Raw genomic sequence first — 25,927 nt, forward strand, 5'->3', positions numbered from 1 at the left:
GGGCCGCCCTTGACCGTCCTGGCGCTGCGCGGCATCAGCAAGCGCTTCGGCTCGCTGCTGGCCAACGACGACATTTCGCTTTCGCTCGATGCCGGCGAGGTGCTCGCCTTGCTGGGCGAAAACGGCGCGGGCAAGTCGACGCTGATGTCCATCCTGTTCGGCCACTACACGGCCGACGCGGGCAGCATCGAAGTTTTCGGCCAGCCGCTGGCACCGGGGCAGCCCAAGGCGGCATTGGCGGCGGGCATCGGCATGGTGCACCAGCACTTCACGCTGGCCGACAACCTCAGCGTGCTCGACAACGTGCTGATGGGCACCGAGCCGCTGTGGCAGCCAATATCGCGCAGGCAGGCCGCGCGCGAACACCTGATGGACGTGGCCCGGCGCTTCGGCCTCGCGGTAGCGCCGGACGCGCTGATCGGCAGCCTGTCGGTGGGCGAGCGCCAGCGGGTGGAAATTCTCAAGGCGCTGTACCGCGGCGCGCGCATCCTCATCCTGGACGAGCCCACGGCCGTGCTCACACCCCAGGAAAGCGAAGCCCTGTTCGCCACGCTCGCGCAGATGGTGGCGCAGGGCCTGTCGATCATCTTCATCAGCCACAAGCTGCCCGAGGTGCTGCGCGTCTCGCACCGCGTGGCCGTGCTGCGCAACGGAAAATTGGTGGCGCAGGCGGCCACGGCCGAAACGACGCAGGAGCAGCTTGCGCTGTGGATGGTGGGCCATGCGGTGCAGGCGCCGCAGCGCCAGCCCGCCACGCGCATTGGCGATGTCGTGTGCGTGCTCGAACGCGTCGACACCGCGGCGCCCGGCCAGGCGGATGGGCGCGACGCGCTGCACGACGCCTCGCTGAGCCTGCGCGCCGGCGAGATCGTGGCCATTGCCGGTGTGTCGGGCAACGGCCAGGTGGCGCTCGCAGAGCTGCTCAGCGGCGTGCGACGCGCCGCGCGCGGCTCGGTGAAGTTCATGGGCCGGAACCTGCCGGCGGCACCCGCCCGGCTGGTGGCGCGCGGCGTGGCCCGCATTCCAGAAGACCGCCATTCGGTGGGCGTGATCGGCGACCTGCCCGTGTGGGAGAACGTGGTGTCGGAGCGCCTGCGCAGCGACGCCTTCTCGCGCAAGCTGCTGCCGGGCCTGCGCTGGGTGCGGCGCGCGGCCGCGCGCAAGCAGGCGCAACGGGTGGAACAGGCCTTCGACGTGCGCGGCGCGGGGCTGGATGCGCCGGCCCGCTCGCTGTCGGGCGGCAACATGCAAAAGCTCATTCTCGGCCGCTCGCTGCTGGCGCCGAAGACGGCGCGCGAAGACGGGCCCACCGCGCCGCGGCTCATCGTCGCGCACCAGCCGACCTGGGGGCTGGACATCGGCGCGGTGGCCTATGTGCAGCAGCAGCTCATCGCGGCGCGCGACGCCGGGGCGGCGGTGCTGCTCATCTCCGACGACCTGGACGAAGTGCTGGCGCTGGGCGACCGCGTGGCGGTGATGCATGGCGGGCACATCGGCGAGCCCAGGCCCGCATGGGCCTGGACGCGCGAGGCCATCGGCCTGGCCATGGCCGGCACAAGCGCAAAGGCCAAGGCATGAGGCTGGAACGTCGCCAGGCCACTTCGCGCAGCGCCCTGCTGCTGGCGCCCATCGGCGCGGTGGCTTTCACCATGCTGGTGAGCGCGCTGCTGGTGCTGTGGGCCGGCGCGCCGGTAGGCCGCACCTATGCCCTGCTCGTGCAGGGCGGCTTCGGCTCGGTGTTCGCCTGGAGCGAGACGCTGACGCGCGCCATTCCGCTCATCCTGACCGGCCTGTCGGCCACGGTGGCCTTCAAGGCGCGGCTGTTCAACATCGGCGCCGAGGGCCAGCTGTATGCCGGCGCGCTGGCGGCCGTGGCGGTGGGCGGGCTGCACGGCGGCACGGGATTCGAGCTGCCCCTGTGGCTGCTTTTCCCGCTGATGATGCTGGCGGCCGCCGTGGCCGGTGCCTTGCTGCTGCTGGGCCCGGCGCTCATGAAGACGCGCCTGGGCGTGGACGAGGTGGTTACCACCCTGCTCATCAACTTCATCGTGCTGCTGGGCGTGTCGGCGCTGCTGGACGGCGCCATGAAAGACCCCACCGCCATGGGCTGGCCGCAGAGCGTGTCGCTGCAGGACGGCCTGGAACTGGGTCGGCTGATCGCGCAGACGCGAGTGCACACCGGGCTCATCTGGGGCGTGGTCCTGGCGGTGCTGGTGTGGCTCTTGTTCAAGCACACGGTGCTGGGCTTCGACATCCGCGCGCTGGGCGCCAATGCGCGCGCCGCCGCCTTTGCCGGCGTGCCGGTGACGCGCACCGTGGTGCTGGTCGCGCTGCTTTCCGGTGCGCTGGCGGGCCTGGCCGGCGCCATCGAAGTGGCGGGACGCACCAGCTACGTCACGCTCGACATGTCGCCGGGCTACGGCTACACGGGCATCGTCATCGCGATGCTGGCGGGCCTGCATCCGCTGGGCGTGCTGGCCGCCAGCATCTTCGTGGCGGGTGTGCTGGTGGGCGCGGACACCATGAGCCGTGCGGTGGGCGTGCCCACCTACATTGCCGACGTGATCGTGGCCGCCTCGCTCATTTCGGTGCTGGTGGCGGCGCTGTTTACCCAATACCGGCTGCGCTGGAAGTGACGTGAAGTGAGCGAGATCCTGGACATCCTCGGCAACACCGCCTTCTGGGTGGCGGTGCTTCGCATTGCCACGCCGCTGGTGCTGGGCACGCTGGGCGTTCTGCTGTGCGAGCGGGCCGGCGTGCTCAACCTGGGCATCGAAGGGATCATGGTGGCGGGCGCGTTTGCGGGCTGGCTGACCGTGTACGCCGGTGCGCCGCTGTGGATTGGCGTGGCGGTGGCCGCGCTGACCGGCGCTGCGTTCGGGCTGCTGCATGCCCTGCTGACCGTGGGGCTTGCGCTGTCGCAGCACGTCTCGGGCCTGGGCATCACGCTGCTGGCCACGGCGCTGAGCTACTACGGCTACCGCGTGAGCTTTCCCAAGGTGAACACGCCGCCGACCATCAAGCCCTTTGCGCCGATGGAGTGGCTGCCGGTGCCCATCCTGTCGGCGCAGACGGAGCTGACGCTGCTGGCCATCCTGCTCGTGCCCCTGCTGGCCTACGTGCTGTACCGCACCCCGCTGGGCCTGGCGCTGCGCATGGTGGGCGAGAACCCGCAGGCGGCCGAGGGCCAGGGCGTGTCGGTGGCGGCGGTGCGCACCGGCGCCATCGTGGCGGGCTCGGCGCTGATGGGCGTGGCGGGCGCGTTTCTCACGCTGTCGGCCTTCAACGCCTTCTTCTTCAACATGGTGAACGGCCGTGGATGGATCTGCGTGGCGCTGGTGGTGTTCGCCTCCTGGCGCCCGGGCAAGGCCCTGCTGGGCGCCCTGCTCTTCGCTTTCTTCGATGCCTTGCAGCTGAGATTGCAGCAGTCGGGGAACGCCGTGCTGCCTTATCAGCTCTACCTGATGCTGCCCTACCTGCTTTCGATTCTGGCGCTGGTGCTGGTCGCCCGAAAGGCAAGCTATCCGCAGGCGCTGATGAAGCCCTACCGGAAGGGCGAGCGATGAACAGGAGATTCCACACATGACGAACAGCGCATTTACCACTAGCAACCACACCCGCCGGACCTTGCTGGCCGCTGCGCTGGCCGCGGGCCTTGCACCGGCATTTGCCCAACAGGGCACCGGCGCCAACAAGAAAACACCCATCGAAGTCTGGAAGGACCCGAGCTGCGGCTGCTGTAAGGACTGGGTCTCGCATCTCGAAAGCAATGGCTTCGCCGTCAAGGTGAACGAGACCGGCAACAACGCCGCGCGCAGCCGCCTGGGCATCGACCGCAAGTTCGGCTCCTGCCACACCGCACAGGTGGGCGGCTACGCCATCGAAGGCCACGTGCCGGCCAGCGACATCCAGCGCTTGCTCAAGGAAAAGCCCACCGCCGTCGGCCTGGCCGTGCCGGGCATGCCGGTCGGCTCGCCGGGCATGGACGGCCCCGTCTACGGCGACCGCAAGGACGCCTACGACGTGCTGCTGCTGACGCGCGATGGCGGTGCCAAGGTGTTCCAGCGCTACGCAGGCGCCAAGGTGTAGGCGCAGCCCATGCTGGACCTTCTCATCCGCAACGCCGCCCTGCCCGATGGCCGCACCGGCATGTCGATTGCCGTGCAAGGCGGCCGCATCGCCGAAGTCACGGCAGGCCTGGACATGCCGGCTGCCGAAACGCTCGATGCCGGCGGCATGCTCGTCACGCCGCATTTCGTCGACCCGCACTTCCACATGGACGCCACGCTCAGCTACGGCCTGCCGCGCGTCAACCAGAGCGGCACGCTGCTGGAAGGCATTGCGCTGTGGGGCGAGCTCAAGCCGCTGCTGACGACCGAGGCACTGATCGAACGCGCCCTGGCGTATTGCGACTGGGCCGTGGCCAAGGGCCTGCTGGCCATTCGCAGCCATGTGGACACCAGCGACCCCAGCCTGTTGCCGGTGCAAGCGCTGCTCGAAGTCAAGCGCCGCGTGGCGCCCTACATCGACTTGCAACTGGTGGCCTTTCCGCAGGACGGCGTGCTGCGCAGCCCGGGCGGCGTCGAGAACCTGAAGCGCGCGCTGGACATGGGCGTCGACGTTGTGGGCGGCATTCCGCACTTCGAGCGGACCATGGCCGACGGCGCCGCCAGCGTGAAGCTGCTGTGCGAGCTGGCCGCCGAACGCGGTCTGCCGGTGGACATGCACTGCGACGAATCGGACGACCCGCTGTCGCGCCACATCGAGACGCTGGCTTTCGAAGCGCAGCGACTCGGGCTGCAAGGCCGCGTCACCGGATCGCATTGCACCTCCATGCACAGCATGGACAACTACTACGTCAGCAAACTGCTGCCGCTCATTGCCGAGGCGGGCGTCAGCGTTGTTGCCAATCCGCTGATCAACATCACCCTGCAGGGGCGGCACGACACCTATCCCAAGCGGCGAGGCATGACCCGCGTGCCCGAACTGATGGCCGCGGGCGTCAACGTCGCCTTCGGCCACGACTGCGTGATGGACCCGTGGTACGGCATGGGCTCGGGCGACATGCTCGAGGTGGCGAACATGGGGCTGCACGTGGCGCAGATGACGAGCCAGGCGGGCATCCGGCAGTGCTTCGACGCGGTGACCGGCAATGCGGCGCGCATCCTGGGGCTGCAAGGCTACGGGCTGGAGGCGGGGTGCGATGCGAGCTTTGTGCTGCTGCAGGCGCGCGATCCGGTGGAGGCGATCCGGCTGCGGGCGGCGCGGCTGAAGGTGTATCGCAAAGGGCGGCTGGTGGCGGAGAGTGCGCCGGTGGCCAGCGGGCTGCATCTTGAGGGGCGGCCGGGGAGTACTTCGTTCATGCACCAGTGAAGCTGGCTGGTGCTGATCGGTCCTTGATGACCCTAGTGCAGTGCTTGTGAAGCTCAGAAGGCAGCGGTGTCGTATGTTGCCGAAAGAGCAACCTGCAAAGCCTTGCTAGTCGTTGCGCCCCGAACTGCTTGGAGTGCTCGCCTGAGTCCGCAAACGGTGCCTCGACGGGCCGATGCCCGGAGGTCGGCCAAGAACCGGACATACGCGCACCGTCAGCTAGTACTGCTCGAACTGGACTGAATTCAAGAAGCGTCAGTGTTGCTCACATCCCAGGTCGTGATAAGGCGGCCAGAGCAATGCGGGTATGACTCCCAAGAAATAGAAGTCATCAAAACCATCCGGGGCCTGGTCGCTGACTGGAACACCTTCGTACCGCGTCCAGTGGTAGCGAAGCGTTTGCATGATCTCATCGACTGGCGCATCCCAATAGCCGCATCGCCCACCGATATCACCAAGGTCGTTGGAAAGAGTTGAAAGGCGACATCGGTCTTCGCGAAGCATCCGCTCTATTACTTGGAGACATAGCTCCTTGCGGAAGGCGTAAGGGCGGTCTTTTCCCAGACTATCCCAGAGTGGCGTAAAACTGGCACTGCAATAGTCACAGAGCTCGCGAACTGATTCGTTCAATTCGAATTCCGTTGCGGCCAAATCAAGGCAGAAATTTGAACTCAATTGCTTGCTCCTTGCCCGGTTTACCTCGGTAAACACTCTCCGATTTGATTTCCACCGTCCAGTGCGGCAGCAGCCCACAGGTCCACCTGGCCGGCGTTGATCTGCACGTAGTTCGTGTCCCGGTCCACCGAGCCGCTCTCGCGTGCCTTCTGCCAGACGATGTCGCGCTTTGTCTCGGTGCTGCTGGTCTGGTTCGGTGGTCTGGCTGGCCAGCAGGAGCTTGTCGGCTTCGACGCCGAAGGCTCCAGCCGTGTTGAACGTGCTGCCCGAGAGCAGGACGGTACCCAGTGTGCCGTCCTTGGCTTTGGCGCTCAGCTCGATCGCGGAGCCGCTGACTTCGGTGCGAACCAGCTCGCTTTGCGTGCCCACGTCCTCATGAGGAAGGTCCCGCTTGCGTTCCGCGATCAGCCTAGCGACGACTCGTCCATCGGACGACCAAAGGTCATGAAGAGCAGCGTCTTGCCTGTCGCCCCTCTGTATGCACCCACAGCGTTATCCAGATGCGCTGCCACCGCCGCAAATTCCCAAGCCTGGTCTTCCGAGCATCGCACCTCGCGTTGATCGAGCTCCTCGATGCTCTGTTCTTGACCGTAGACGCGAACTGCTTGCGCCGCGCGTCGCAGCGGCTCGGGCACGGAAGGATGGTCCCAGCCCCACAGGAAGGTGCCGTCGGCCTGGTTGTAGGTTCCAACCACCTGGATCGGAACGTCGACTTGCTGGCCCTGCGGAAAATGGAAACTCAGAATGCCGGCCTGAAGATCGATGTTCCAGCGCTCTTCACGCCCCAAGCCCCAGGCGGCAGTGGCTGCGTCGGTCTTCTCGCGCAGCTCTTCCATGCATTGGTCGAGAAATGCTTGGTGAGGCGGCTCTTCTTCATAGCCTTCGGGCTTGTTGTAGTCGTACTCGATGTTGAACTTTCCATCGGGATAGAGGGTGAAGGTCAGGCCCCAGATGTGTTCACCGGTCGTCTTGAGCAGATCCTTGCGAAGGAACAACAATGCTCTAGAGCCTGAGGTGGCGACGTCCAAAGGAGGGAATCGATCATTCTCGATTTCGCTGCCGTTGAATTTCCGCCAGTAGCTCGTCTGTGTCATCTCTCCAAGGATGACGCTTCGCGTTCCTGCCTCATTCCACGGGGCAGTTCCAACAAAGCAGTGGACCTCATTGGCTATTGGCGCAACGCGCGCCAAACTCAAAAACTGAAACTGAGGTTGAATCCCGCCGTCACCTTGGCGGTCCTGAATCCTTCCGGCTTGGAAATCGGCGCGCCAACGAACACGTCGTAATTCAGCCCCTGCCATGCACCCCGCAGGCCGACCACGCCACCGGTCAGGCGCGTGCCGAGCTGGTAGGCGGTGGACGGCCCCCCGACCTGTCCATGGTCGATGCCGGCATAGAGTTCTGCACCCGTCGCGCCCATAGCCCAGCCGATGTCGTTGCGCAGCAGCCAGCCGCGCTCGCCCAGCAGGTTGAGTTCGCCGTCGAAGCCGCGCACGGTGTAGCGCCCGCCAATGGCGAACTGGTCTTGCGGCGTCAGGCGCGTACGGTTCCATTGCGCGCGCCACAAGGCGCTGTAGCGAAAGCGCTGCTCGCCGATGGTGAAAGGCGCATTGAGCGCCATGTCGGCCATGAACAGGCGCATGCGCGAGGTGCCTTCTCCAAAGGCTTCCTCTGGCGCCGGCAGCGCGCTGAAGGCGCCGGTGCCATGCTTGTAGGAGAGATTGGCGTCGAGCGTGGCGTTGCCGATGAACTCGCGATGGTTCAGGCTCAGCAGCCACCCGCCCACGCGGCGGCGCTGTACCTCGATCTCCGCATCGTTGACCGCGTTGCTGCTGCTGCGCTGGAAGGCGGCGATGGAAGCACTGGTCTTGCGCGAGGCATCGCGGTAGATCTGCCGGGACGCACGCAATTCCAGGTTGGTGGAGTCGCCCGAATATACGTAGTCCTGGTCCAGCCCCGCCTGGGTCTGGTGGTAGCTGTTGGCGCTGCCGGTGGCGCTGAAGAGCCAATGGCCGTACGGCACCGAGTAGTGCGCAGTGTAGCCGCGCGTGCCCTGTCCGCCATGGTTGAACAGGTCGTGGTTGAGGCTGAGGTACGCCAGGTCGTTCAGGCCCAGCGGGTTGTCCCAGGCGACGGTGGCGCCGCCCTGCGTCTTGCCGGTGGCCTCGGACCCGCCGTCGTCCAGGCTCAGCGTGGTGCGCAGCGGAAACTGCTGCCGATACTTGACCACCAGGTCGCTGTCACCGGGGCGTGCATTGCCGCTGCCGGCCGGTTCGATCTGGATGTCGGCCTCCGCCGTGGGCAGGCGCTTGAGATTCTCCAGGCCCTGCTCGATGTCGCGCAGGTTGAGCAAGTCGCCCGGCTGGATGGGAACGGCCGAGCGAAGGTTCGTCTTGTCGCCCGCCGGGTCTGCAAAGCGAATGGCGGCTACACGGCCCGGGACCAGGGTCAAGTCCAATGCGCCGGTTGAAAGGTCCTGCGGCGCAGCCAGTACGCGGGTGGTGATCCAGCCGCGCGCCACAAGCACTTGCTGCAGGCGCGCCAGAACGGTGTTGATGCCCTGCGTGCCCAGGCAACGGCCGATGGGTGAATCGTTCAGGCCGGCTGCACGCCCGTCTGCCTCGCTGATGAGCCACTGAAACCGCGCAGCCTCTTCTCCGCCCAGCGTGATGCGCTCGATGCGAAAGCACGGCGACTCATCCTCAGGCAGCGCCTGCGCAGCCCCGGGTGCCGCACCAGCCTGCAGGCGTTCGTCCACGACTGCTTCCTGCTGCTGGCGCAGCACCCGTTCGCGCTCTTGCTGGCGTTGGTCTTCGACGAAGGGGCGCGGCGCGGATGCGTTGGCCTGTGCCCACGCCACTCCTGCCACTCCCATGCCGGCCATGACGGCCGCCGGCCCCATGCACCGGCGCATGGAGGCGTGAAACATGCCCGCTCCACCACACCGCGCCCTTTTCGACGACGACATCGCCTTTCCTCCCTGATTTCGCTTGACGGCGCGAATTCTGTAAGGAGGCGTTGCCCGTGTGTGTCAATCAAAAGTCACCCAAGGGTTGTCCGGCAAGATTCACTCGGAGCAGCGGGCGTTGTTCACAAATCTCAGTTGCGTTCCACAGTTATTGCGTGTGACCAAGATCACGTCGCCCCGTCGCCAACATCTATAGCAAGTCCTTCAAGCTCGCCCGCAAGCGGCTGATGGCCTGCGAATGCAGCTGGCAGACGCGGCTCTGGCTCACTTCGAGAATGGCGCCGATCTCTCGCAGGTTCAGCTCTTCCTCGTAGTACAGGTTCAGCAGCAGCTGGTCGCGCTCGGGCAGGTTGCGGATGGCCTCCACCAGCTCGGCGCGAAAGCCGCTTTCCATCAGCGCCTGCAGCGGGTCGTCGCCGTGCGAGCCGCGCGAATGCAGCTCCAGCACGGGGTTGTCGCCGTCTTCGCGTGCGAAGTCTTCCACGTAGAGCAGCTGCGCGCCCTGGATGTCCTGCAGCAGGCCCTGGTAGGCGGACAGGCTCAGCTTGAGTTCCCGGGCGATCTCGCCTTCGGTGGGTGGCCGCCCCAGCTGGTGCTCCAGCACGCGAACGGCCTGCTCCACCTGGCGGGCCTGCTGCCGCAGGTTGCGCGAGCCCCAGTCGCTGGCGCGCAGCTCGTCGAGCATGGCACCGCGGATGCGCTGGCTGGCAAAGGTCTCGAACTGCGCGCCGCGGTTGTCCTCGTAGCGGCTCGATGCGTCCAGGAGGCCGATCATGCCGACCTGGATCAGGTCGTCCAGTTCCACGCTGGCGGGCAGCTTGGCCAGCATCTGCAGCGCGATGCGGCGCACCAGCGGCAGGTGCTGGCGCAGGAGATGCGATTTGTCGATGGTTCCCTGTGCGGTGTACACGGAGCTCCTTGTTGCTTGTCTTCTCTTGACTTTGTGTCGGCGCGGACGGCGTCTCAGGCCACGGCGGCCCGCCGATGCGGCGGCGCGCCCGCGGGCCGCAGGCTGTACGACGCCGGTCCCGGCGCCGAACTCGGCCGCTGCGCTTGCGCCGGGCGCCAGGGCCATTGCCCCATGTCGTCCGCGAGGCGGCGCATGTCCTCGGCGGCCGCGCTGGCGGGAAAGGCCTCCACCACCGACTGCAGCTGCCGCCGGGCGCCGGCCAGCCGCACGTCGCGGCGCACGCAACCTGCGGACTCCAGCGACACGCCCAGGTAGCGGCTGCCAACCTGCGCCATGTTGTGGGCGATACGCTGCGCGCCCTCCTCGTCCGCAATGCCGTTGAGCACGAAGCGCAGTTGCTTGAGCGCATGCGCGTAGTGCAGCCGCTTGATGCCCGCGTAGGTGGCGGTGATAGCGGTCGGATCCGCGCGCAGCACCACCACAACCTCCCCCGCGGTGCGGGCCAGCGGCGACAGATGGCCGCCCGTGTCCAGCCGCGCATCGATGAGCACCACCTGGTGCGGCTGCAGGCGCTGCGGATCGAAGGCCTCGGCGCAGTCCATGACCGGCAGCACGCTGGCGCCGCAGGCTGCAGTGGCGGCCGCTTCCTCGCAAGCCATGCGCCCCGCCAGCACATCGGCCAGATTGCCGTGCGGCGCCAAGCCCCACTGCTGGTCGATCGACTCACGCGCCGGATGGTGCTCGTCCAGCACCAGCACCTGGCGGCCCTGCTGCGCCAGCGCGGCGGCCAGGTTCATGACCACGGAGGTCACGCCCATGCCGCGCAGCATGCTGGCAAAGGCCAGCACGCGGGTGGGCGTGCGCGCCAGCATTCGACGCAGGCCATCGGCCTGGTCGGCCACGATCTTGCTCATGCCGTTTTCTTTCTCTGTTGCGCGTGCTCAGTGGCTCGGCTCGGCGACGGCTGCCGATGCCGTGGCGGGCACAGAGGCGCCGGCGAAATCCGGACCCAGCGCTTCCAGCAGCGCGAAGAGCTTGTCCATGCCGGCGAAGAGCACAGCCGCAGAAGCCGGGCGGCCCGGCCGCATCGCCTTGCCGGTGAGCTGCACCAGCAGCGCACGCGCAGCGTCCGCCCAGGCCGGCGTGGCGACCTGCACCCGCCACACGGTGGTGGCCACCTGCGCTGCGATGAGCAGGCGCTTGAACATGTGCGGATCGCCTGGTTCGCCCATGCCGCCGCACAGGGCCAGGCCCTGGCGGACAAGGCGCAGGCAGGGCTCGGCCTCGGCGCTCCAGGCGAACCATTGGGCCAGCTGCTGCGCGTCGACCTCGCTGCAGAGGTTGCTCAGGCCGTAGCTCTGTGCCAGCAGCTTGCCGCTGCGCGCATCGGCAATGCGCGTGACCACGCAGCGCAGGGCCGGCGCATCTGGCGCACCGGCGCGCAGGCGCACCGGCGCCTCGGCCTGCGACTGCAGCGCGGGCTTGCCCTTGTGCATGACCTGCTGCGCCGGACCGAAGGCCAACGCCAGCTTCGCCAGCGCGCCCGGCTGGCCGCTCCGCAGGTCCACCACCGAGGTGGAAGCCGGCACACGCGACAGCCATTGCACGGCCTGCAACTGGTCCATGAACTCCGCGCCGGGCAGGCGCGGCAGCAGGTGCACCACGGTCTTGTCGCCAAAGTCCTGCTCGCCGAGCCACTGCACCTGCCGCAGGGCCGGCTTGCGTCCGCCCGCCGTCGACAGCCACTGCCGCGGCGCCGCCACCGGCCGGCCATCGCGGTCCGACAGCAGCAGGCTGGCCTGGCAGGTGTAGCGGTCGCCGCTGTCGCTGGCCTGCAGGCCCAGCTGTCCGCTCATGGCAAGCACGTAGCGCTCGCATCCGGCGGCCACCTCGCCGCGCGCCAGCGTCATCAGCGACTGCAGCACGGCGCGCTGGTCGGCATCGCCGTCGCGGGCCTGGCGCCACAGCTCGCGTGCGGGCTCGAAGCCGACGGCCGCGCTGCCCAGGGCACCGGCCGCGTCGGCCACCGCCTCGGCATCGTGCGCCATGGCGCGGATGAGCCGCTGGTACCGCGCGCGCAGCCGGTCCGTCTCGGCCTGGGCCTGGGCGATCTCGGCGTCGGCGCTGTTGTCCTTCTCGGTTTCGGTGGCGGTGAACAGTGCGGCATGGCGCCGCGGCTGGAACACGCCGTCGACGAGCTGCGCGCGGTCAGCCAGCATCAGGTTCTCCGGCACCTTCTGGCCGCTGGAGACGTAGTGCACCGTCAGCCGGTGGCGAATCACCGTGTCGATCAGCGCGCCGGTGTGCGTGGCCTCGTCCACCTTGGCGAAGATGCAGCCGGCCAGCTCGCCCGCCCCTGCGCCGTTGCGGTAGGCATGCACCACCTCGTTGAGCGTGTCGCCGTGGCTGGTGGCATTGAGCAGCAACAGGCGCTTGACCGGCCGCTCGCCGCTGCACAGCATGGCGATCTGGTTGGACACGGCGCGGTCGCGCTGGCTCATGCCCACGGTGTCGATCAGCACCAGGTGCTTCTCGCGCAGGTCCTTGAGCACCAGGTGCAGGTCGGCGGCATCCTTCACCGCGTACACGGGCACATCCAGCAGTTGGCCGTAGATGCGCAGCTGCTCGTAGGCGCCGATGCGGTAGCTGTCGGTGGTGACCAGGGCGATCTTGTCGGCACCGAAGCGCATCACGCAGCGGGCGGCAAGCTTGGCCGTGGTCGTGGTCTTGCCCACGCCGGTGGGGCCCATGAGGGCGTACACGCCGCCTTCGGCCAGAAATGCGTCCTCGTCTTCGCGCACCGACATCACGCGCATCAGCTCGCTGCGCACGTAGGCCATGCCCTGGGCGTAGCTCTGGCCGGTGGGCAGGCGCTCGAGCATGGCGCGGGAAAGCTGCGCGCTGAATCCGCCGCCGAGCAAGGTACGCAGCAGGCGGCCGCGCACGGGGTCTTTTCGCTGCTGCTCGCTCCAGGCCATGCTGGCCATCTGCTCTTCGAGCATGCCGCGCATGGAGTGCAGCTCGCTCAGCACCGGGTCCGGCTGCACCGTGGTGCTGGGGGCGGCTGCTTCAACGGGCACGGGTGCCGCTGCGGGCGGCACCACAGCTGCAGGCATGGCCGGCGGCACAGGCGCTGCCGGTTCCGGCGCGGGTGCAGGCGATTCGGCGGGCGCGCGGGCCGCCACAACGGGCGCGGCCTGCGCATGCTCCACCGCCTCGGCCACGTCTTCCGTGGCCATGGCCACGATCTCCACGCCGTCCGGCAGCACCCGGTTGGTCAGCACCATGGCTTCGGCGCCCAGCGCCTCGCGTACCAGGCGAAGGGCTTCGCGGCTCGTGGCGGCGAAGAACTTGCGAGCAGCGGTGCTCGCGTCAAAGGCTCGGGTCAAACTCTTCCTCCAATGATCGCAGTGACCTTGATGGTGTGAACGTCAGAAATCTCGGCATGCGACAGCACCTTCAGCTGCGGCAGGCTGCGCCGCAGGAAGCGCGCGAGCAGCGTGCGCAGCGGGTGCTGCACCAGCAGCACGGGCGGCAGGCCCAGCGCCTCCTGGCGCTGCATGGCGCTCTGGGTCTGGCGCAGCAGGTTGTCGGCCAGGCCGGGCTCGATGCCGCTGTTGTTGCTCATGGCCTGCTGCAGCACGCCTTCGAGCGAGCTGTCCAGGCCGATCACCTGCAGCTGCACGTCACCCGGGAACAGCTGCTGGGTGATGGAGCGGCCCAGCGCCACGCGGGTGAGCGAGGTGAGCTCGGTCGCGTCCTTCACCGCGGGCGCATGCTCGGCCATCACGTCGAGAATCGTGCGCATGTCGCGGATGGGCACCTCCTCGGCCAGCAGGTTCTGCAGCACCTTGTGCAGCGTGCTGAGCGTGAGCACCTTGGGCACCAGGTCTTCGGTGAGCTTGGGCTCGGTCTTGGCGATCTGGTCCAGCAGCTGCTGCACTTCCTGGCGGCCCAGCAGCTCGGCGGCATGCGACTGGATCAGGTGGTTCAGGTGCGTGGCCATCACGGTGCAGGCATCCACCACCGTGTAGCCGTAGATCTGCGCCTGCTGGCGCTGCGCGCCGTCGATCCAGACCGCCGGCAGGCCGAAGGCCGGGTCCTGGGTGGCGGTGCCCTGCAGGCTGCCGCTCACCTGGCCGGGGTTGATGGCCATCCAGCGGTCGGGGTACGACTCGCCCCGCCCGATCTCCACGCCCTTCAAGCGGATGATGTAGGTGTTGGGGCCGATCTCCAGGTTGTCTCGGATGTGCACCACCGGCACCAGAAAGCCGAGCTCCTGCGCTATCTTCTTGCGGATGCTCTTGATGCGGCCCAGCAGTTCGCCGTTCTGCGACTGGTCCACCAGCGGAATGAGGCGGTAGCCCACTTCCATGCCCAGCGGGTCGACCAGCTGCACGTCGTCCCAGCTGGCCTCGGCCTGCTCGGGTGCGGGCGCCGCGGCGGTGCGCTCGGCCTCGGCCTTCTGCACGGCCTCCTGCGGTGCGCGCTGGAGCTTCTTGTGCGCGATCCAGAACAGGCCGCCGGCGATCGCCAGGAAGGCGAAGCTGGGCATGCCCGGGATCAGGCCCATCAGCCCGATGATGCCGCCGGTGAGCAGCATCACCTGCGGGTTGGAAAAGAGCTGCCCGGTCAGCTGCCGGCCCACGTCCTCGTCGGTGCTCACGCGCGAGACGATCACGCCCGCCGCGGTGGAAATCACCAGCGCCGGAATCTGCGCCACCAGGCCGTCGCCGATGGCCAGCAGCGTGTAGGTCTTGCCGGCGGCGGCAAAAGCCATGTCGTGCTGGATCATGCCCACGAACAGGCCGCCGATGATGTTGATCACCATGATCAGCAGGCCCGCCACCGCGTCGCCGCGCACGAACTTGCTGGCACCGTCCATGGAGCCGTAGAAGTCCGATTCCTGCGCCACTTCCTTGCGGCGCTGGCGCGCGGCCTTCTCGTCGATGAGGCCCGCGTTCAGGTCGGCGTCAATGGCCATCTGCTTGCCCGGCATGGCGTCGAGCATGAAGCGCGCCCCCACCTCGGCAATGCGGCCCGCGCCCTTGGTGATGACCATGAAGTTGATGATCACCAGGATGACGAACACCATCACGCCCACGGCGAAGTTGCCGCCCACCAGGAAGTGGCCGAAGGATTCGATCACCTTGCCGGCCGCGTCGGGGCCCGAGTGGCCGTGCATCAGCACCACGCGGGTGGACGCCACGTTCAGCGACAGGCGCAGCAGCGTGGAGAACAGCAGCACCGCCGGAAAGGCCGCAAAGTCCAGCGGCTTCATGGTGTACATGCTCACCAGCAGCACCATCACCGACAGCGCGATGTTGAAGGTGAACAGCAGATCCAGCAGCAATGGCGGCAGCGGCAGCACCATCATGCTCAGGATCATCACGATCAGGATGGGCCCGGCCAGGCCCTTGAACTGGCCTCTGGCGAAGATCTGCGCAGGGTTGCGCAGCAGTTGGGTCATGGCGTTCATGGCGTGCTTGTTCTTCAGTCGGCCTTTGGCGCGTATTCGAGTTCGGGCGGAATGGGCAGGTCGGAAGGCTCGCGCGGCGCGTCGCCGCCCTCGCTCTGCCAGCGCTTGAGCCGGTAGACCCAGGCCAGCACCTCGGCCACGGCGGTATAGAGGCCCGCCGGAATCTCCTGGCCCAGCCTGGTGTTCTTGTAGAGGGCGCGCGTGAGCGGCGGCGCCTCGAGCACGGCCACCTTGTGTTCCCTGGCGATCTCGCGGATGCGCAGCGCCACCCGGTCCACGCCCTTGGCCACCACACGCGGGGCGCTCATGTCGCCGTCCACGTACTTCAGCGCCACGGCAAAGTGCGTCGGGTTGGTCACCACGATGTCGGCCTTGGGCACCTCGGCCATCATGCGGCGGCGCGACATCTGCTGCTGCTGGCTGCGGATGCGGGCCTTGATGTGCGGGTCGCCCTCGCTTTCCTTGTGCTCCTGGCGCAGGTCTTCCTTGGACATGCGCAGCTTGCGGTAGTGGCTCCAAAGCTGGTAGGGCACGTCGATGAGCGCGATGAGCAGCAGCGCCGCGACGATGAGCACGCTGTCCTGCGCTACCAGCTTCGCCATCTGCGGCAAGGCGGCGCTGGCGGGCTGGGCCATGAGCGCCATCACGCGGTCCATGTTGCCCATGATCACGACCCAGGCCACGCCGCCGATGAGCAGCGACTTGGCCAGCGCCTTGGCCAGTTCGGCCAGCGATTGGGTGGAGAACATACGGCCGATGCCGGCCAGCGGGTCGAGCTTGCCGAAGTTGGGCGCGAGCGACTTGGCGGAGAACAGCCAGCCGCCCAGCAGCATCGGGCCGACGAGTGCGGCGAAGGCCATCACGCTCAGGATGGGCAGCGCAGCCAGCAGGCCTTCGAGCAGCATGTCGCCCACCTGGACGAGCATGAAGGAGGTGTCGAAGCCCGAGGCACGCTCGAAATGCAGGCCGCGGCGCAGCGCCTGCTGCAGGGTGGTGCCCAGTGAATCGGCACCGGACCAGATGCCGGCCACGGCGGCGCCGAGCAGGATCAGCGTGCTGAGTTCGCGCGAACGTGCAACCTGGCCTTCCTCGCGCGCCTTTTCCAGGCGCCTTGGCGAGGCTGGCTCGGTTTTTTCGAGATCGCTTTCCTCAGACATCCATGCTCCGAATGCGTGCCGCAACATGCGTTCGCTTCGAAGCAAATTATTCGAGCCGAGGGGTCAAACCAATCTGTCGATGAAGCCTGGCAAAGTCCTGTTTCTCTTGCGATGCGCCACCCGGTCTGCGCTGCCCGCCGGGCTCAGTGGGTGATGATCTGGCGCGCCCCTGTCTCGCGGAGCCAGGAATCCCCACGACCTCTCCACTGCGTCGGCGGGCGGGCGGTGCGTGCCGGGGGCCGCCTCGATGTCGCCGAGGAGCGCAGCGGGTGCGGCCTGCACGCAAGGGCACCTTGCGTGCTTCCACCTCTGACTCACTGCGGCTGTCTGAGCGGAGCTGCGTCAGCAGCGCAGCGAGTTCCGCAGTGCAGGCCGCTCCCGCGAGCACCGCAGGGCAGCCCCGAAGGGGCCGACATCGTGAAGGCCCCCGGCACGCACCGCCCGCCCGCCGACGCAGCGCGCCCAACCTCAGAACCCCAGGCTCTCGAGCAGATCATCCACCTGCGACTGATCAGAGACAGCATCAGGCGCACCAGGATTGATCTGCGGCCCATTCAGCATGCTGTTCGTGCTCAGTTCCTGCCGCTTCTCCGGCGGCGAGTTGTCGATCAGCACCTGCAGCAGCTGCGTCTCGACATCGTTGACCACTTCCATCATCTTCTTGATGACCTGCCCCGTCAGGTCCTGGAAGTCCTGCGCCATCAGGATCTCCATGAGCTGCGCATTGATCGCCTCTGCCGTCACCGGCACGTCGCGCAGGTAGCTGCGGGTGTCCAGCACCAGCTCGCGCGCGTCGTTCAGCTCGATGGGGTTGGCAAACCATGCGTCCCACCTCGCGTTGAGCGCGCCTGCGCCGGTGGCCAGCTTTTCCTGCAGCGGCTGCGCCAGGTCGATGGCATTGAGCGCCCGGTGCGCCGCGCGCTCCGTCGTGGCCGCCACATAGCTGAGCCGGTCGCGCGCATCCGGAATGGCCTGCGCCGCCCGCTCGACCTGCTTGTCCAGGCCCAGCTCGCGCAGGCCCTCGCGCAGCTGGCGCGTCAGCTGGCCGATGCGTCCCAGCAATGCTTCGGCGGAGTCGCCATGTTCGGCGGCGGCGTCGGGCGTTGGCTGTGTCATGTCAGGCTTCCTTGGCCAGCTTCTCGAAGATCTTGCCGATCTTCTCTTCCAGCGTGGCGGCGGTGAAGGGCTTGACCACATAGCCGTTGGCGCCGGCCTGCGCCGCGGCAATGATGTTCTCCTTCTTCGCCTCGGCCGTGACCATCAGCACCGGCAACTTGGCCAGCTGAGGGTCGGCGCGGATGGTCTTGAGCATGGTCAGGCCGTCCATGTTGGGCATGTTCCAGTCCGACACCACGAAGCCGAAATCGCCGCCGCGCAGCTTCTCGTAGCCGGCCGCGCCGTCCTCCGCCTCGTCGACGTTGTGGAAGTCCAGTTCCTTCAACAGGTTGCGCACGATGCGCCGCATGGTCGGGAAGTCGTCCACGACCAGGATCTTGATGCTCTTGTCCATCCGGGTTGCTCCAAAAATTCACTTCACTGCTTCAAACTCGATTCACCCGCTCGCCGAAGCTGCTGCGCAGGTGGGCCAGTACGCGCCGGCTCATCTCGTGCAGCGGCGCCACTTCGTGCGCGGCACCGATGGCAATGGCTTCGCGCGGCATGCCGAACACCACGCAGCTCGCCTCGTCCTGCGCCAGCGTGTAGGCGCCGGCCTGCTTCATGCGCAGCAGCCCCTCGGCGCCGTCCTTGCCCATGCCGGTGAGGATCACGCCGATGGCATTGCGCCCCGCATGCCGGGCCACCGAGTCGAACAGCACGTCGATCGAGGGGCGATGCCGGTTCACGGGCGGCTCCTGGTCCAGGTGGGCCACGTAGTTGGCGCCGCTGCGCGCCAGCGACAGGTGAAAGCCGCCGGGCGCGATGTAGGCGTGGCCGGGCAGCACCCGCTCGCCGTGCTCGGCTTCCTTCACGGTGATGCGGCACAGCCCGTCGAGCCGCTGCGCGAAGGACTTGGTGAAGCCGGGCGGCATGTGCTGGGCGATCATCACCGCCGGGCTGTCCGAAGGCAGCGGCTGCAGCACATCGCGGATGGCCTCGGTGCCGCCGGTGGAGGCGCCGATGATGATGAGCTTCTCGGTACTGAGCAGCGGGCTGCGCAGCGGCGCCTCGCCCGGCCCGGCCGCGGCCGCCTTCGCGGCGGCGCCACGGCGCGAAGGCAGCAGGCGCGCGGCCGAAGCGGCGCGGATCTTGCTGGCGATCAGCTCGGTGTAGTTCAGCAGGCCGTCGCGCACGCCCAGCTTGGGCTTGGTCACGAAGTCGACCGCGCCCAGCTCCAGCGCGGTGAGCGCGATCTCGGAGCCGCGCTCGGTGAGCGAAGAGACCATCAACACCGGCATGGGCCGCAGGCGCATGAGCTTCTCGAGAAACTCCAGGCCGTCCATGCGCGGCATTTCCACGTCCAGCGTGAGCACGTCGGGGTTGGTCTGCTTGATGAGTTCGCGCGCCACCAGCGGGTCGGCAGCGGTGCCCACCACGGTCATGTCGGGCTGGCTGTTGATGATCTCGGTCATCACGCTGCGGATCAGCGCCGAATCGTCGACGCACAGGACCTTGATCTTCGGATTGTTGTTGCTGTTCATGCCGGCCTGCCGGTTGTGGCGCGCGCCGTGGCGGTGGCGGCGGCGTCGCCTGCGAGCTGGCGCATCAGCGCCTGCTCTTCGCGTTGGATCATCTGCACCACCCCTGCCTGGGTGCGCAGCTTGCGCACCACCGCCTTGCCGGTGGCCGGCATGAAGCACACCCGCCGCGCGTGCGGGCCGCGCAGATCTTGCGCGGCCACGGCAATGCCCTGCTCGCGCAGGTAGCGCAGCACGAAGTCGGCATTGCGGTCGCCGATGTTCAGGGTGGTCATGTTCGAAAGCACGGCGCCGCCGCCAAACACCTTGGCGCGCAGGCGCTCACGCCGGGCGCCCAGGCGCATCAGCTCGCGCAGCAGCACGTCCATGGCGTACTCGCCGTAGCGCATGGCCTCGGCATGCCGGCGCGGCGCATCGTCGGCATCGGCGGGCAGCATGAAGTGGTTCATGCCGGCCACGCCCGCCTCGGCGTCCTGCAGGCAGGCGGCCACGCACGAGCCCAGCACGGTGGTCAGCGCGGTGTGGTCCTGCGTCACGTAGTACTCCGAGGGCAGCAGCTTCACGGCCTGGCAGCCGATGTCGCGGTCGAAGTAGTGGTGGCTGGCCATCTGGCCCGGCGCGGCGAAAGGAGCGCTCATGCGGCAACGGCCTCCCGCTGCGCGCCCAGCGAATAGATGGTCTGGCCCAGCGGCCGGAAAGCCTGGTTCACCAGCGACGCGTTTTCCGAATGGCCCGCAAACAGCAGGCCGCCCGGCTTGAGCAGCGGCGCGAAGCGATCGAGCACCGCCTTCTGCGTGGGCTTGTCGAAATAGATCATCACGTTGCGGCAGAAAATGGCGTCCACCGGCTCCTTCACCGACCAGTGGCGGTCCAGCAGGTTGAGCTGCGAGAACTTGACCATGGCCGCCACCTCGGGCCGGATGCGCGCCTTGCCCGCATTGCTGCCGGTGCCCTTGTTGAAGAAGCGCCGCAGGCGCTCCGGCCCAAGCCGGCTGGCCTGCTCCAGGCTGAACACGCCGGCCGCGGCCCGCGCCAGCACGGCCGTGTCGATGTCGGTGGCGATCACGCGCGCGCCGCTGGCCTGCGCGCCCAGCGTTTCGATGAGCGTCATGGCAATGGAATACGGCTCTTCGCCCGTGGACGCCGCCGCGCACCAGATCTCGATCGGGTGCTTGCGTCGCTTGACGAAATCGGCCAGCGCCGGAAAGTGGTGCGCCTCGCGAAAGAAGGACGTGAGGTTGGTGGTCAGCGAGTTGATGAAGGCCTGCCATTCGTCGCCGTCCGGCCTGGACTCCAGCAGCGCCAGGTAGGCCGAGAACTCGGGCAGCCCCAGCTCGCGCAGTCGCCGCGAGAGGCGGCTGTAGACCATCTGGCGCTTCTGCTCGCCCAGGGCGATGCCGGCGCGCCGGTGGATGAGTGTCCGTACGCGCGCGAAGTCGTCGTCGGTGAAGAGAAATTCTGAGTTCACGGTCGCCCTGGGTACGAGGCTTTCAATGTACGGACCGGGCCTGCAAGTCAATGGCCCGATCAGTACTGGATATATCGGCCTCTTCGCACCATTTGTTGAGGGCGCGCGGAACAAAAAAGACGATTCAGTACGGCGCCTCTGCCGCGCCCACTTCCTGCGACCACGCCAGCGCCGCCAGCACGGCCGCGTTGACCTGGCCGGGGCTCATGAAGAGGTCTTCGGCCAGGCGCGCGGTGTCGCCGGATTCGCGCTCGCAGCTCTCGGCCAGCGCGAGGAACGGACCGTAAACGCCGCCGCGGTGCAGGATGGCCTGCTGCACCGATTCAGCCAGCTGCACGCGCGCCAGCACTTCCTGCATGGGGATGCCGAGCAACTGGTCGATGAGCGAGAACATGCCCACCACGAAAAGGTTGTCTGCGTCGGAGGGCGCGAGCATGCTCTTGCCCAGCAGCTCCACCGCGCGGCCGCGCATGATGGCCTTGCGGGTCAGGAAAGGCGCGTTGGCCGCCGAGTTGCTGGTGGCCAGCAGCAGCGAAAGCCAGCGGAACAGGTGCGCGTAGCCCAGCATGGTCACCGCATGGCGCAAGGACTGGATCTCCACGCCCGGCCCGATGGCCGGCGAATTGATGTGCCGCAGGATCCGGTAGGTCAGCACCGCGTCGTGCTTGAGTGCGGTCTCGATCTGGCGCACGTCCTCGTTGCGCTGGAGCATCTGCATGATGCGCATGATGAGCGTCGATTCGGGCTGCAGATTTCCTTCGTCGGCCTGCTGGCGCGGCGCCGGCTCGCCGGGTTCGGTGAGGATGAGCCGCAGTGGCGAGCCGCCCTCTTCCTGCTCCTGCGCCAGGCGCTCCAGCAGCTGCGCATCCTGACCTGCGCCCACGTCGAAATAGTTGAACACCTCGCGCAGCGAACCGGGCGGCGGCGGCTCGGCCGCGCCGCGCAGCATCAGGCCGTAGCCGTGGTCGCGCATGAACTGCAGCGCAGGCAAGGCGTCGTGCACGCTGTCCTGCGGACCGACGCACAGCACCACGTTCTCCTGCGGCAGCGATTCCAGGCAGGCCAGCAGCGAGGGGTCCGCCGTCACGTCGAGGAACAGTGGCGTGCGGCCCAGTTTCCAGCCGCGGCCCCCGGGGCTCAGGTGCTCGGCCAGGCATTCGGCCATGGCCCGCAGGCCGGCCGCCCGGTCGGCGCCTGGCCCGCCGCCGACGCGCCAGGTCATGCGGTAGCCCACCACGCGCCGGCGCAGGTCCAGCATCACGAACGGCGAAAGGTAGCCTGGCGACGATGCGTGCGCCGGACTCATGCCGGCAGCGCCTCGGTACCGCGCGCAGCATCTGCCAGCGCGAGGGCGCTCGCGGCCTGTGCACGGCGGATGCGCGGCATGGCGCCCACGTCGATGATGAAGGCCACGCTGCCGTCGCCAAGAATGGTGGCGGCCGAAATGCCGGGCACCTTGCGGTAGTTGGTCTCGAGGTTCTTCACCACCACCTGGTGCTGGCCCAGCAGCTCGTCCACCAGCAGCGCGAAGCGCCCGCTCTCGGCCTGCACGATGACCAGGATGCCCTGGGTGGGGTCGTCCAGCGCGCCGCTCACGTCGAACACGCGGTGCAGCTCGATGAGCGGCAGGTACTCGCCGCGCACCTTGATCACCCGGCCTTCGCCGGAGATGGAGTGCAGGTGCTCGGCCGACGGCTGCAGCGACTCGATCACGTACGACAGCGGCAGGATGTAGGCCTCGTCGCCCACCTTCACCGACATGCCGTTCAGGATTGCCAGCGTCAGCGGCAGCACGATGCGCGTGGTGGTGCCCTGCCCCTGGCGCGAGATGATCTCCACATGCCCGCCCATCTCCTGGATGTTGCGCTTGACCACGTCCATGCCCACGCCGCGGCCCGAGATGTCGGTGACCTGCTCGGCGGTGGAGAAGCCCGGCGCGAAGATCAGCTGCCACACCTCTTCGTCGGGCATCGTCTCGCTCACGGCCAGGCCCTGCTGCAGGGCCTTGGCCAGGATCTTGTCGCGGTTCAGGCCGGCGCCGTCGTCGCTCACCTCGATCACGATGTTGCCGCCGTGGTGCTGCGCGGAAAGCAGCAGCTGCCCCGTCGCATCCTTGCCCTTGGCGGTGCGCTGCTCTGGCGTCTCGATGCCGTGGTCCAGGCTGTTGCGCACCAGGTGCGTGAGCGGATCGACAATGCGCTCGATCAGGCCCTTGTCCAGCTCGGTTTCCTTGCCGTAGGTGTCCAGCCGCACCTGCTTGCCCAGCTTGGCGCTCACATCGCGGATCACGCGCGGGAAGCGGCTGAACACGTAGTCCATGGGCATCATGCGGATGGACATGACCGATTCCTGCAGGTCGCGCGCATTGCGCTCCAGGTGGCCCAGGCCGCTCAGGAAGCGCTCGTAGGCCACCGGGTCGAGCTTGGTGGCGGCCTGCGTCAGCATCGACTGGGTGATCACCAGCTCGCCCACCAGGTTGATGAGCTGGTCGACCTTCTCCACATCCACGCGGATGGAGCTCGACTCCTTCGACGCGCTGGCCGCGTTGGCGGATGCACCGCCGCCGCTGGCGGCGGGAGCGGGGCTCGCCTTGGCGCGCGCCGGATCGCCTGCTGGTGCGGCCACTGCCACTGGCGCCGCCTCGGCCACGGGCACGGCCTCGGCCTGCACCGGCGCCGCCGCTTCGCGCTCGATGCGGATCTGCGATTCGTCGATCAGGAAGCAGCACACGGCCACGATGTCGTCGGGCGAGCACGCGGTGCGCAGGCGCACCTGCAGCGTGCCCTGGCCGGGCGTGCTGGACAGCACCTCGCCCAGGTTGGCCAGCTCGTCGGCCAGCAGGCCGGTTTCGCCGTCGGACAGGTTCGAGAAGGCGACGTTGAGCACGCCCTCCTGCGACGATGCGGCCGGGGCCGCCACCGGAGCTGGCGCAGCGACCGGCGCGGGCGCGGGCGCCGCGGCCTCGCCGCCTTCGGTTTCCAGCGCGAGTTGCTGCAGCACGGCGCAGATGTGCGCCACCATTTCAGGCTCGGGTTCGTGGCCTGCCTGGTAGGCCGTCAGTTGTTGTTGCAAGGCGTCCTTCGTTTCCAGAAATGCGTCGACCATGGGCAGGCTCAGCTGCAGCTGGCCGTGGCGTGCGCGGTCCAGCAGGGTCTCGAGCAGGTGCGTGGTGTCGGTGAGCGCCGCAAAGCCGAAGGTGGCCGCGCCGCCCTTGATGGAATGCGCCGCCCGGAAGATGGCGTTGAGCTGTTCGGCGTCCGGCGCCGCCACGTCGAGTTCGAGCAGCAGGTGCTCCATCTCGCCCAGCAGCTCGACGGCCTCGACAAAAAAGGCTTGTGTGAATTGACTGAGATCCATCTCTTTGCTTTTCTCGAATTGACTGCTCAGGAAGGCTGGCCGGCCGGCGGCCTGGCCGGCATGGCCATGGTGGCCTCGCCGGTGTTCTCGCGCTCGAAGCGCTCCTGCGTCTGGTGGTTGAGCACGATGATGCTGATGCGCCGGTTGACCGGGTTGCGCGGGTTGTCGCGGTCCAGGTGGGCGCTGTCGGCCAGGCCCACCACGCGCAGCACCTTGGCGCCGTTCATGCCGCCCACCAGCAATTCGCGGCGCGAGGCGTTGGCGCGGTCGGCGGACAGTTCCCAGTTGCTGTAGGAACCGTCGTTGCTGTAGACGATGGCGTCGGTGTGGCCCGACACGGTGATCTTGTTGGGCAGCTCGTTGAGCAGGGGCCCCAGCTCGCGCAGGATGGTGCGCATGTAGGGCAGCACGCGGGCGCTGGCCAGGTCGAACATGGGGCGCTTGTCGCTGTCCACGATCTGCAGGCGCAGGCCCTCGGCGGTGATGTCGATGAGGATCTGCGAGCGCAGCGCCTTCATGCCGGGGCTGTTCTCGATCATCGCCTCCAGCTTGGTCTTCATCGCGTCCAGGCGCGTGGCGTCGGCGTCGTCCTCGTCGGCGGCACGCTTCACGTCGCCGTCGGAGTGGGCCAGGTCGGTGCCGCCGCCGGGCACCACGCTGGCGCTCATGGCCACCTGCTGGCCGCCCGAGAGCGCCACCTTCAGCGGCATGCGAAAGTGCTCCGCAATGCCTTCGCGCTGCTTGGGGCTGGAAATGGACAGCAGCCACATGACCAGGAAGAAGGCCATCATCGCCGTCATGAAGTCGGCATAGGCAATCTTCCAGCCGCCGCCGTGGTGGGCGGCGCCATGGCCGCGGCCCTTGCGCCGGACGACGACTTTCTTTTCTTCTTTCATGGCTGTTGCAGGCCCGCGCCCCGGATCACTTGGCGGCCTTGACTTCGCGCACGTGCGCGTCGAGCTCGGTGAACGACGGGCGCTCGGTCGAGAACAGCACCTTGCGGCCGAACTCCACCGCCAGCTGCGGCGCATAGCCGTTCAGGCTGGCCAGCAGCGTGACCTTGGCGCACTGGTAGACCTTCATGCCCTCGGCCACGCGCTGCTCGATGAGCGAGGCCAGCGGCGTGACGAAGCCGTAGGCCAGCAGCACGCCCAGGAAGGTGCCCACCATCGCGTGCGCGATCAGCGCACCCATCTCCGAAGGCGGCAGGTCGGCCGAGCCGAGCGCATGCACCACGCCCAGCACCGCCGCCACGATGCCCAGCGCGGGCAGCGCATCGGCCACGCGCGCAATGCTGTGCGCGGGCACCAGCGCCTCGTGCGCAATGGTCTCGATGTCGTGGTCCATCAGCGCCTCGATCTCGAAGGCATCGGTGTTGCCGCTGATCACCAGGCGCAGGTAATCGCACAGGAACTCCGTCACGCCCTTGTCGGCCAGGATGGTGGGGTAGCGGCTGAAGATCTCGCTCTGCTCGGGCGCATCCACGTCCGATTCGAGCTTCATCATTCCTTCCTTGCGCGCCTTGGCCAGCAGCTCGTACAGGAGTGCCATCAGGTCCATGTAGAGCTGGCGGTCGCGCTTGGTGCTGCGCAAGAGGCGCGGCAGCTCCTTCATGGTGGCCTTGATGGTCTTGCCCTTGTTGCCCGCGATGAAGGCGCCCAGGGCCGCGCCGCCGATCATCAGCAGCTCCACCGGCTGGAAGAGCACGCCGAAGTGCCCGCCCATGAGGCCGTAGCCGCCGAACACGGTGGCCAGCACCACCAAATACCCCACCAGTACGAGCACGTCGTTCCCCTCGGGCCGCGCAGGCCCAGTTCAACAGTTCAAAAAGAAATCAGGTGACGGCCGCGCGGGCCATGCTGATGCCGGCCAGGCCGGCGGTGAGACCGGGCCGGCCCAGGGCGCGG

At 67.8% G+C, this 25,927-nt stretch carries 22 protein-coding genes; 5 read left to right on the forward strand and 17 right to left on the reverse strand.

Annotated features, from left to right (window positions below; genetic code table 11):
• Nucleotides 1-9: 9 nt before the first annotated feature.
• The 5 genes from VSO01S_RS12215 to VSO01S_RS12235 are packed head-to-tail and all read left to right on the forward strand — an operon-like array spanning nucleotide 10 to nucleotide 5,373.
• The gene (locus VSO01S_RS12215) at nucleotides 10-1,578 is read left to right on the forward strand and encodes an ABC transporter ATP-binding protein (RefSeq protein ID WP_068642699.1); all 1,569 of its coding nucleotides are present in this window, start codon (nucleotides 10-12) and stop codon (nucleotides 1,576-1,578) included.
• Entirely contained in the window at nucleotides 1,575-2,636 is a 1,062-nt protein-coding gene (locus tag VSO01S_RS12220; RefSeq protein WP_068642701.1) for an ABC transporter permease, read from the forward strand. The genes VSO01S_RS12215 and VSO01S_RS12220 overlap by 4 nt, the downstream gene beginning before the upstream one ends.
• 6 nt (nucleotides 2,637-2,642) lie before the next feature.
• On the forward strand, nucleotides 2,643-3,566 hold the full coding sequence (locus tag VSO01S_RS12225; RefSeq protein WP_068642703.1) for an ABC transporter permease: 924 nt from the start codon (nucleotides 2,643-2,645) through the stop codon (nucleotides 3,564-3,566).
• 16 nt (nucleotides 3,567-3,582) lie between these two features.
• Nucleotides 3,583-4,089 (forward strand): DUF411 domain-containing protein, encoded by a 507-nt coding sequence (locus tag VSO01S_RS12230; RefSeq protein WP_068642704.1) that lies wholly within the window; start codon nucleotides 3,583-3,585, stop codon nucleotides 4,087-4,089.
• A gap of 9 nt (nucleotides 4,090-4,098) precedes the next feature.
• Complete coding sequence (locus VSO01S_RS12235) at nucleotides 4,099-5,373, forward strand: amidohydrolase family protein (protein WP_068642706.1); 1,275 nt, start codon at nucleotides 4,099-4,101, stop codon at nucleotides 5,371-5,373.
• A 252-nt stretch (nucleotides 5,374-5,625) separates the two neighbouring features.
• Here the strand turns inward: VSO01S_RS12235 and VSO01S_RS27120 are convergent, their stop codons facing one another.
• From VSO01S_RS27120 to motA, 17 genes are all read right to left on the reverse strand, one after another.
• On the reverse strand, nucleotides 5,626-6,414 hold the full coding sequence (locus VSO01S_RS27120) for a hypothetical protein (protein ID WP_153305244.1): 789 nt from the start codon (nucleotides 6,412-6,414) through the stop codon (nucleotides 5,626-5,628).
• Between the two features lie 35 nt (nucleotides 6,415-6,449).
• Complete coding sequence (locus VSO01S_RS27885; RefSeq protein WP_218002343.1) at nucleotides 6,450-7,139, reverse strand: DUF6882 domain-containing protein; 690 nt, start codon at nucleotides 7,137-7,139, stop codon at nucleotides 6,450-6,452.
• Between the two features lie 98 nt (nucleotides 7,140-7,237).
• Nucleotides 7,238-8,974: a ShlB/FhaC/HecB family hemolysin secretion/activation protein gene (locus VSO01S_RS12245; RefSeq protein ID WP_245684193.1), complete on the reverse strand. Its 1,737-nt coding sequence runs from the start codon at nucleotides 8,972-8,974 to the stop codon at nucleotides 7,238-7,240.
• 229 nt (nucleotides 8,975-9,203) lie between these two features.
• Nucleotides 9,204-9,923 (reverse strand): RNA polymerase sigma factor FliA, encoded by a 720-nt coding sequence (locus VSO01S_RS12250; protein WP_068642708.1) that lies wholly within the window; start codon nucleotides 9,921-9,923, stop codon nucleotides 9,204-9,206.
• Between the two features lie 53 nt (nucleotides 9,924-9,976).
• Entirely contained in the window at nucleotides 9,977-10,837 is an 861-nt protein-coding gene (locus VSO01S_RS12255; RefSeq protein WP_068642710.1) for a MinD/ParA family ATP-binding protein, read from the reverse strand.
• Nucleotides 10,838-10,864: 27 nt separating this feature from the next.
• Nucleotides 10,865-13,312, reverse strand: coding sequence for a flagellar biosynthesis GTPase FlhF (gene flhF / locus VSO01S_RS12260; RefSeq protein WP_068642712.1), 2,448 nt, complete (start codon nucleotides 13,310-13,312; stop codon nucleotides 10,865-10,867).
• Nucleotides 13,309-15,402, reverse strand: a complete 2,094-nt coding sequence (gene flhA, locus VSO01S_RS12265; protein ID WP_068642714.1) for a flagellar biosynthesis protein FlhA — start codon at nucleotides 15,400-15,402, stop codon at nucleotides 13,309-13,311. Before flhA ends, flhF begins: the two co-directional genes overlap by 4 nt.
• Nucleotides 15,403-15,416: 14 nt before the next feature.
• Nucleotides 15,417-16,559: a flagellar biosynthesis protein FlhB gene (flhB, locus tag VSO01S_RS12270; protein WP_068642716.1), complete on the reverse strand. Its 1,143-nt coding sequence runs from the start codon at nucleotides 16,557-16,559 to the stop codon at nucleotides 15,417-15,419.
• Nucleotides 16,560-17,027: 468 nt separating this feature from the next.
• On the reverse strand, nucleotides 17,028-17,675 hold the full coding sequence (cheZ, locus tag VSO01S_RS12275) for a protein phosphatase CheZ (protein WP_068642718.1): 648 nt from the start codon (nucleotides 17,673-17,675) through the stop codon (nucleotides 17,028-17,030).
• Between the two features lies 1 nt (nucleotide 17,676).
• Entirely contained in the window at nucleotides 17,677-18,069 is a 393-nt protein-coding gene (gene cheY / locus VSO01S_RS12280; protein WP_068642720.1) for a chemotaxis response regulator CheY, read from the reverse strand.
• 31 nt (nucleotides 18,070-18,100) lie between these two features.
• The gene (locus VSO01S_RS12285; RefSeq protein WP_068642722.1) at nucleotides 18,101-19,198 is read right to left on the reverse strand and encodes a protein-glutamate methylesterase/protein-glutamine glutaminase; all 1,098 of its coding nucleotides are present in this window, start codon (nucleotides 19,196-19,198) and stop codon (nucleotides 18,101-18,103) included.
• On the reverse strand, nucleotides 19,195-19,833 hold the full coding sequence (gene cheD, locus VSO01S_RS12290) for a chemoreceptor glutamine deamidase CheD (RefSeq protein ID WP_068642724.1): 639 nt from the start codon (nucleotides 19,831-19,833) through the stop codon (nucleotides 19,195-19,197). The genes VSO01S_RS12285 and cheD overlap by 4 nt, the downstream gene beginning before the upstream one ends.
• The gene (locus VSO01S_RS12295; protein ID WP_068642726.1) at nucleotides 19,830-20,663 is read right to left on the reverse strand and encodes a CheR family methyltransferase; all 834 of its coding nucleotides are present in this window, start codon (nucleotides 20,661-20,663) and stop codon (nucleotides 19,830-19,832) included. Before VSO01S_RS12295 ends, cheD begins: the two co-directional genes overlap by 4 nt.
• Nucleotides 20,664-20,787: 124 nt before the next feature.
• Nucleotides 20,788-21,969, reverse strand: coding sequence for an EAL and HDOD domain-containing protein (locus VSO01S_RS12300; protein ID WP_068642728.1), 1,182 nt, complete (start codon nucleotides 21,967-21,969; stop codon nucleotides 20,788-20,790).
• Nucleotides 21,966-24,020: a chemotaxis protein CheA gene (gene cheA / locus VSO01S_RS12305; RefSeq protein WP_068642730.1), complete on the reverse strand. Its 2,055-nt coding sequence runs from the start codon at nucleotides 24,018-24,020 to the stop codon at nucleotides 21,966-21,968. Before cheA ends, VSO01S_RS12300 begins: the two co-directional genes overlap by 4 nt.
• Nucleotides 24,021-24,046: 26 nt before the next feature.
• Nucleotides 24,047-24,916, reverse strand: coding sequence for a flagellar motor protein MotB (motB, locus tag VSO01S_RS12310; protein WP_068642732.1), 870 nt, complete (start codon nucleotides 24,914-24,916; stop codon nucleotides 24,047-24,049).
• Nucleotides 24,917-24,941: 25 nt separating this feature from the next.
• Nucleotides 24,942-25,805, reverse strand: a complete 864-nt coding sequence (motA, locus tag VSO01S_RS12315) for a flagellar motor stator protein MotA (RefSeq protein ID WP_068642734.1) — start codon at nucleotides 25,803-25,805, stop codon at nucleotides 24,942-24,944.
• Nucleotides 25,806-25,927: the final 122 nt, after the last annotated feature.

Origin of the sequence: Variovorax soli NBRC 106424, assembly GCF_001591385.1 — a bacterium.
GTDB lineage: Bacteria > Pseudomonadota > Gammaproteobacteria > Burkholderiales > Burkholderiaceae_C > Variovorax > Variovorax soli.

Bases quoted from the DNA above. Each gene is read 5' to 3' on its own strand.
- VSO01S_RS12220 (WP_068642701.1), top strand. From the start codon at position 1,575: ATGAGGCTGGAACGTCGCCAGGCCACTTCGCGCAGCGCCCTGCTGCTG.
- VSO01S_RS12230 (WP_068642704.1), top strand. From the start codon at position 3,583: ATGACGAACAGCGCATTTACCACTAGCAACCACACCCGCCGGACCTTG.
- VSO01S_RS12235 (WP_068642706.1), top strand. From the start codon at position 4,099: ATGCTGGACCTTCTCATCCGCAACGCCGCCCTGCCCGATGGCCGCACC.
- VSO01S_RS27885 (WP_218002343.1), bottom strand. From the start codon at position 7,139: ATGACACAGACGAGCTACTGGCGGAAATTCAACGGCAGCGAAATCGAG.
- VSO01S_RS12245 (WP_245684193.1), bottom strand. From the start codon at position 8,974: ATGTTTCACGCCTCCATGCGCCGGTGCATGGGGCCGGCGGCCGTCATG.
- VSO01S_RS12255 (WP_068642710.1), bottom strand. From the start codon at position 10,837: ATGAGCAAGATCGTGGCCGACCAGGCCGATGGCCTGCGTCGAATGCTG.
- flhA (WP_068642714.1), bottom strand. From the start codon at position 15,402: ATGAACGCCATGACCCAACTGCTGCGCAACCCTGCGCAGATCTTCGCC.
- flhB (WP_068642716.1), bottom strand. From the start codon at position 16,559: ATGTCTGAGGAAAGCGATCTCGAAAAAACCGAGCCAGCCTCGCCAAGG.
- cheZ (WP_068642718.1), bottom strand. From the start codon at position 17,675: ATGACACAGCCAACGCCCGACGCCGCCGCCGAACATGGCGACTCCGCC.
- cheY (WP_068642720.1), bottom strand. From the start codon at position 18,069: ATGGACAAGAGCATCAAGATCCTGGTCGTGGACGACTTCCCGACCATG.
- VSO01S_RS12285 (WP_068642722.1), bottom strand. From the start codon at position 19,198: ATGAACAGCAACAACAATCCGAAGATCAAGGTCCTGTGCGTCGACGAT.
- cheD (WP_068642724.1), bottom strand. From the start codon at position 19,833: ATGAGCGCTCCTTTCGCCGCGCCGGGCCAGATGGCCAGCCACCACTAC.
- VSO01S_RS12300 (WP_068642728.1), bottom strand. From the start codon at position 21,969: ATGAGTCCGGCGCACGCATCGTCGCCAGGCTACCTTTCGCCGTTCGTG.
- cheA (WP_068642730.1), bottom strand. From the start codon at position 24,020: ATGGATCTCAGTCAATTCACACAAGCCTTTTTTGTCGAGGCCGTCGAG.
- motB (WP_068642732.1), bottom strand. From the start codon at position 24,916: ATGAAAGAAGAAAAGAAAGTCGTCGTCCGGCGCAAGGGCCGCGGCCAT.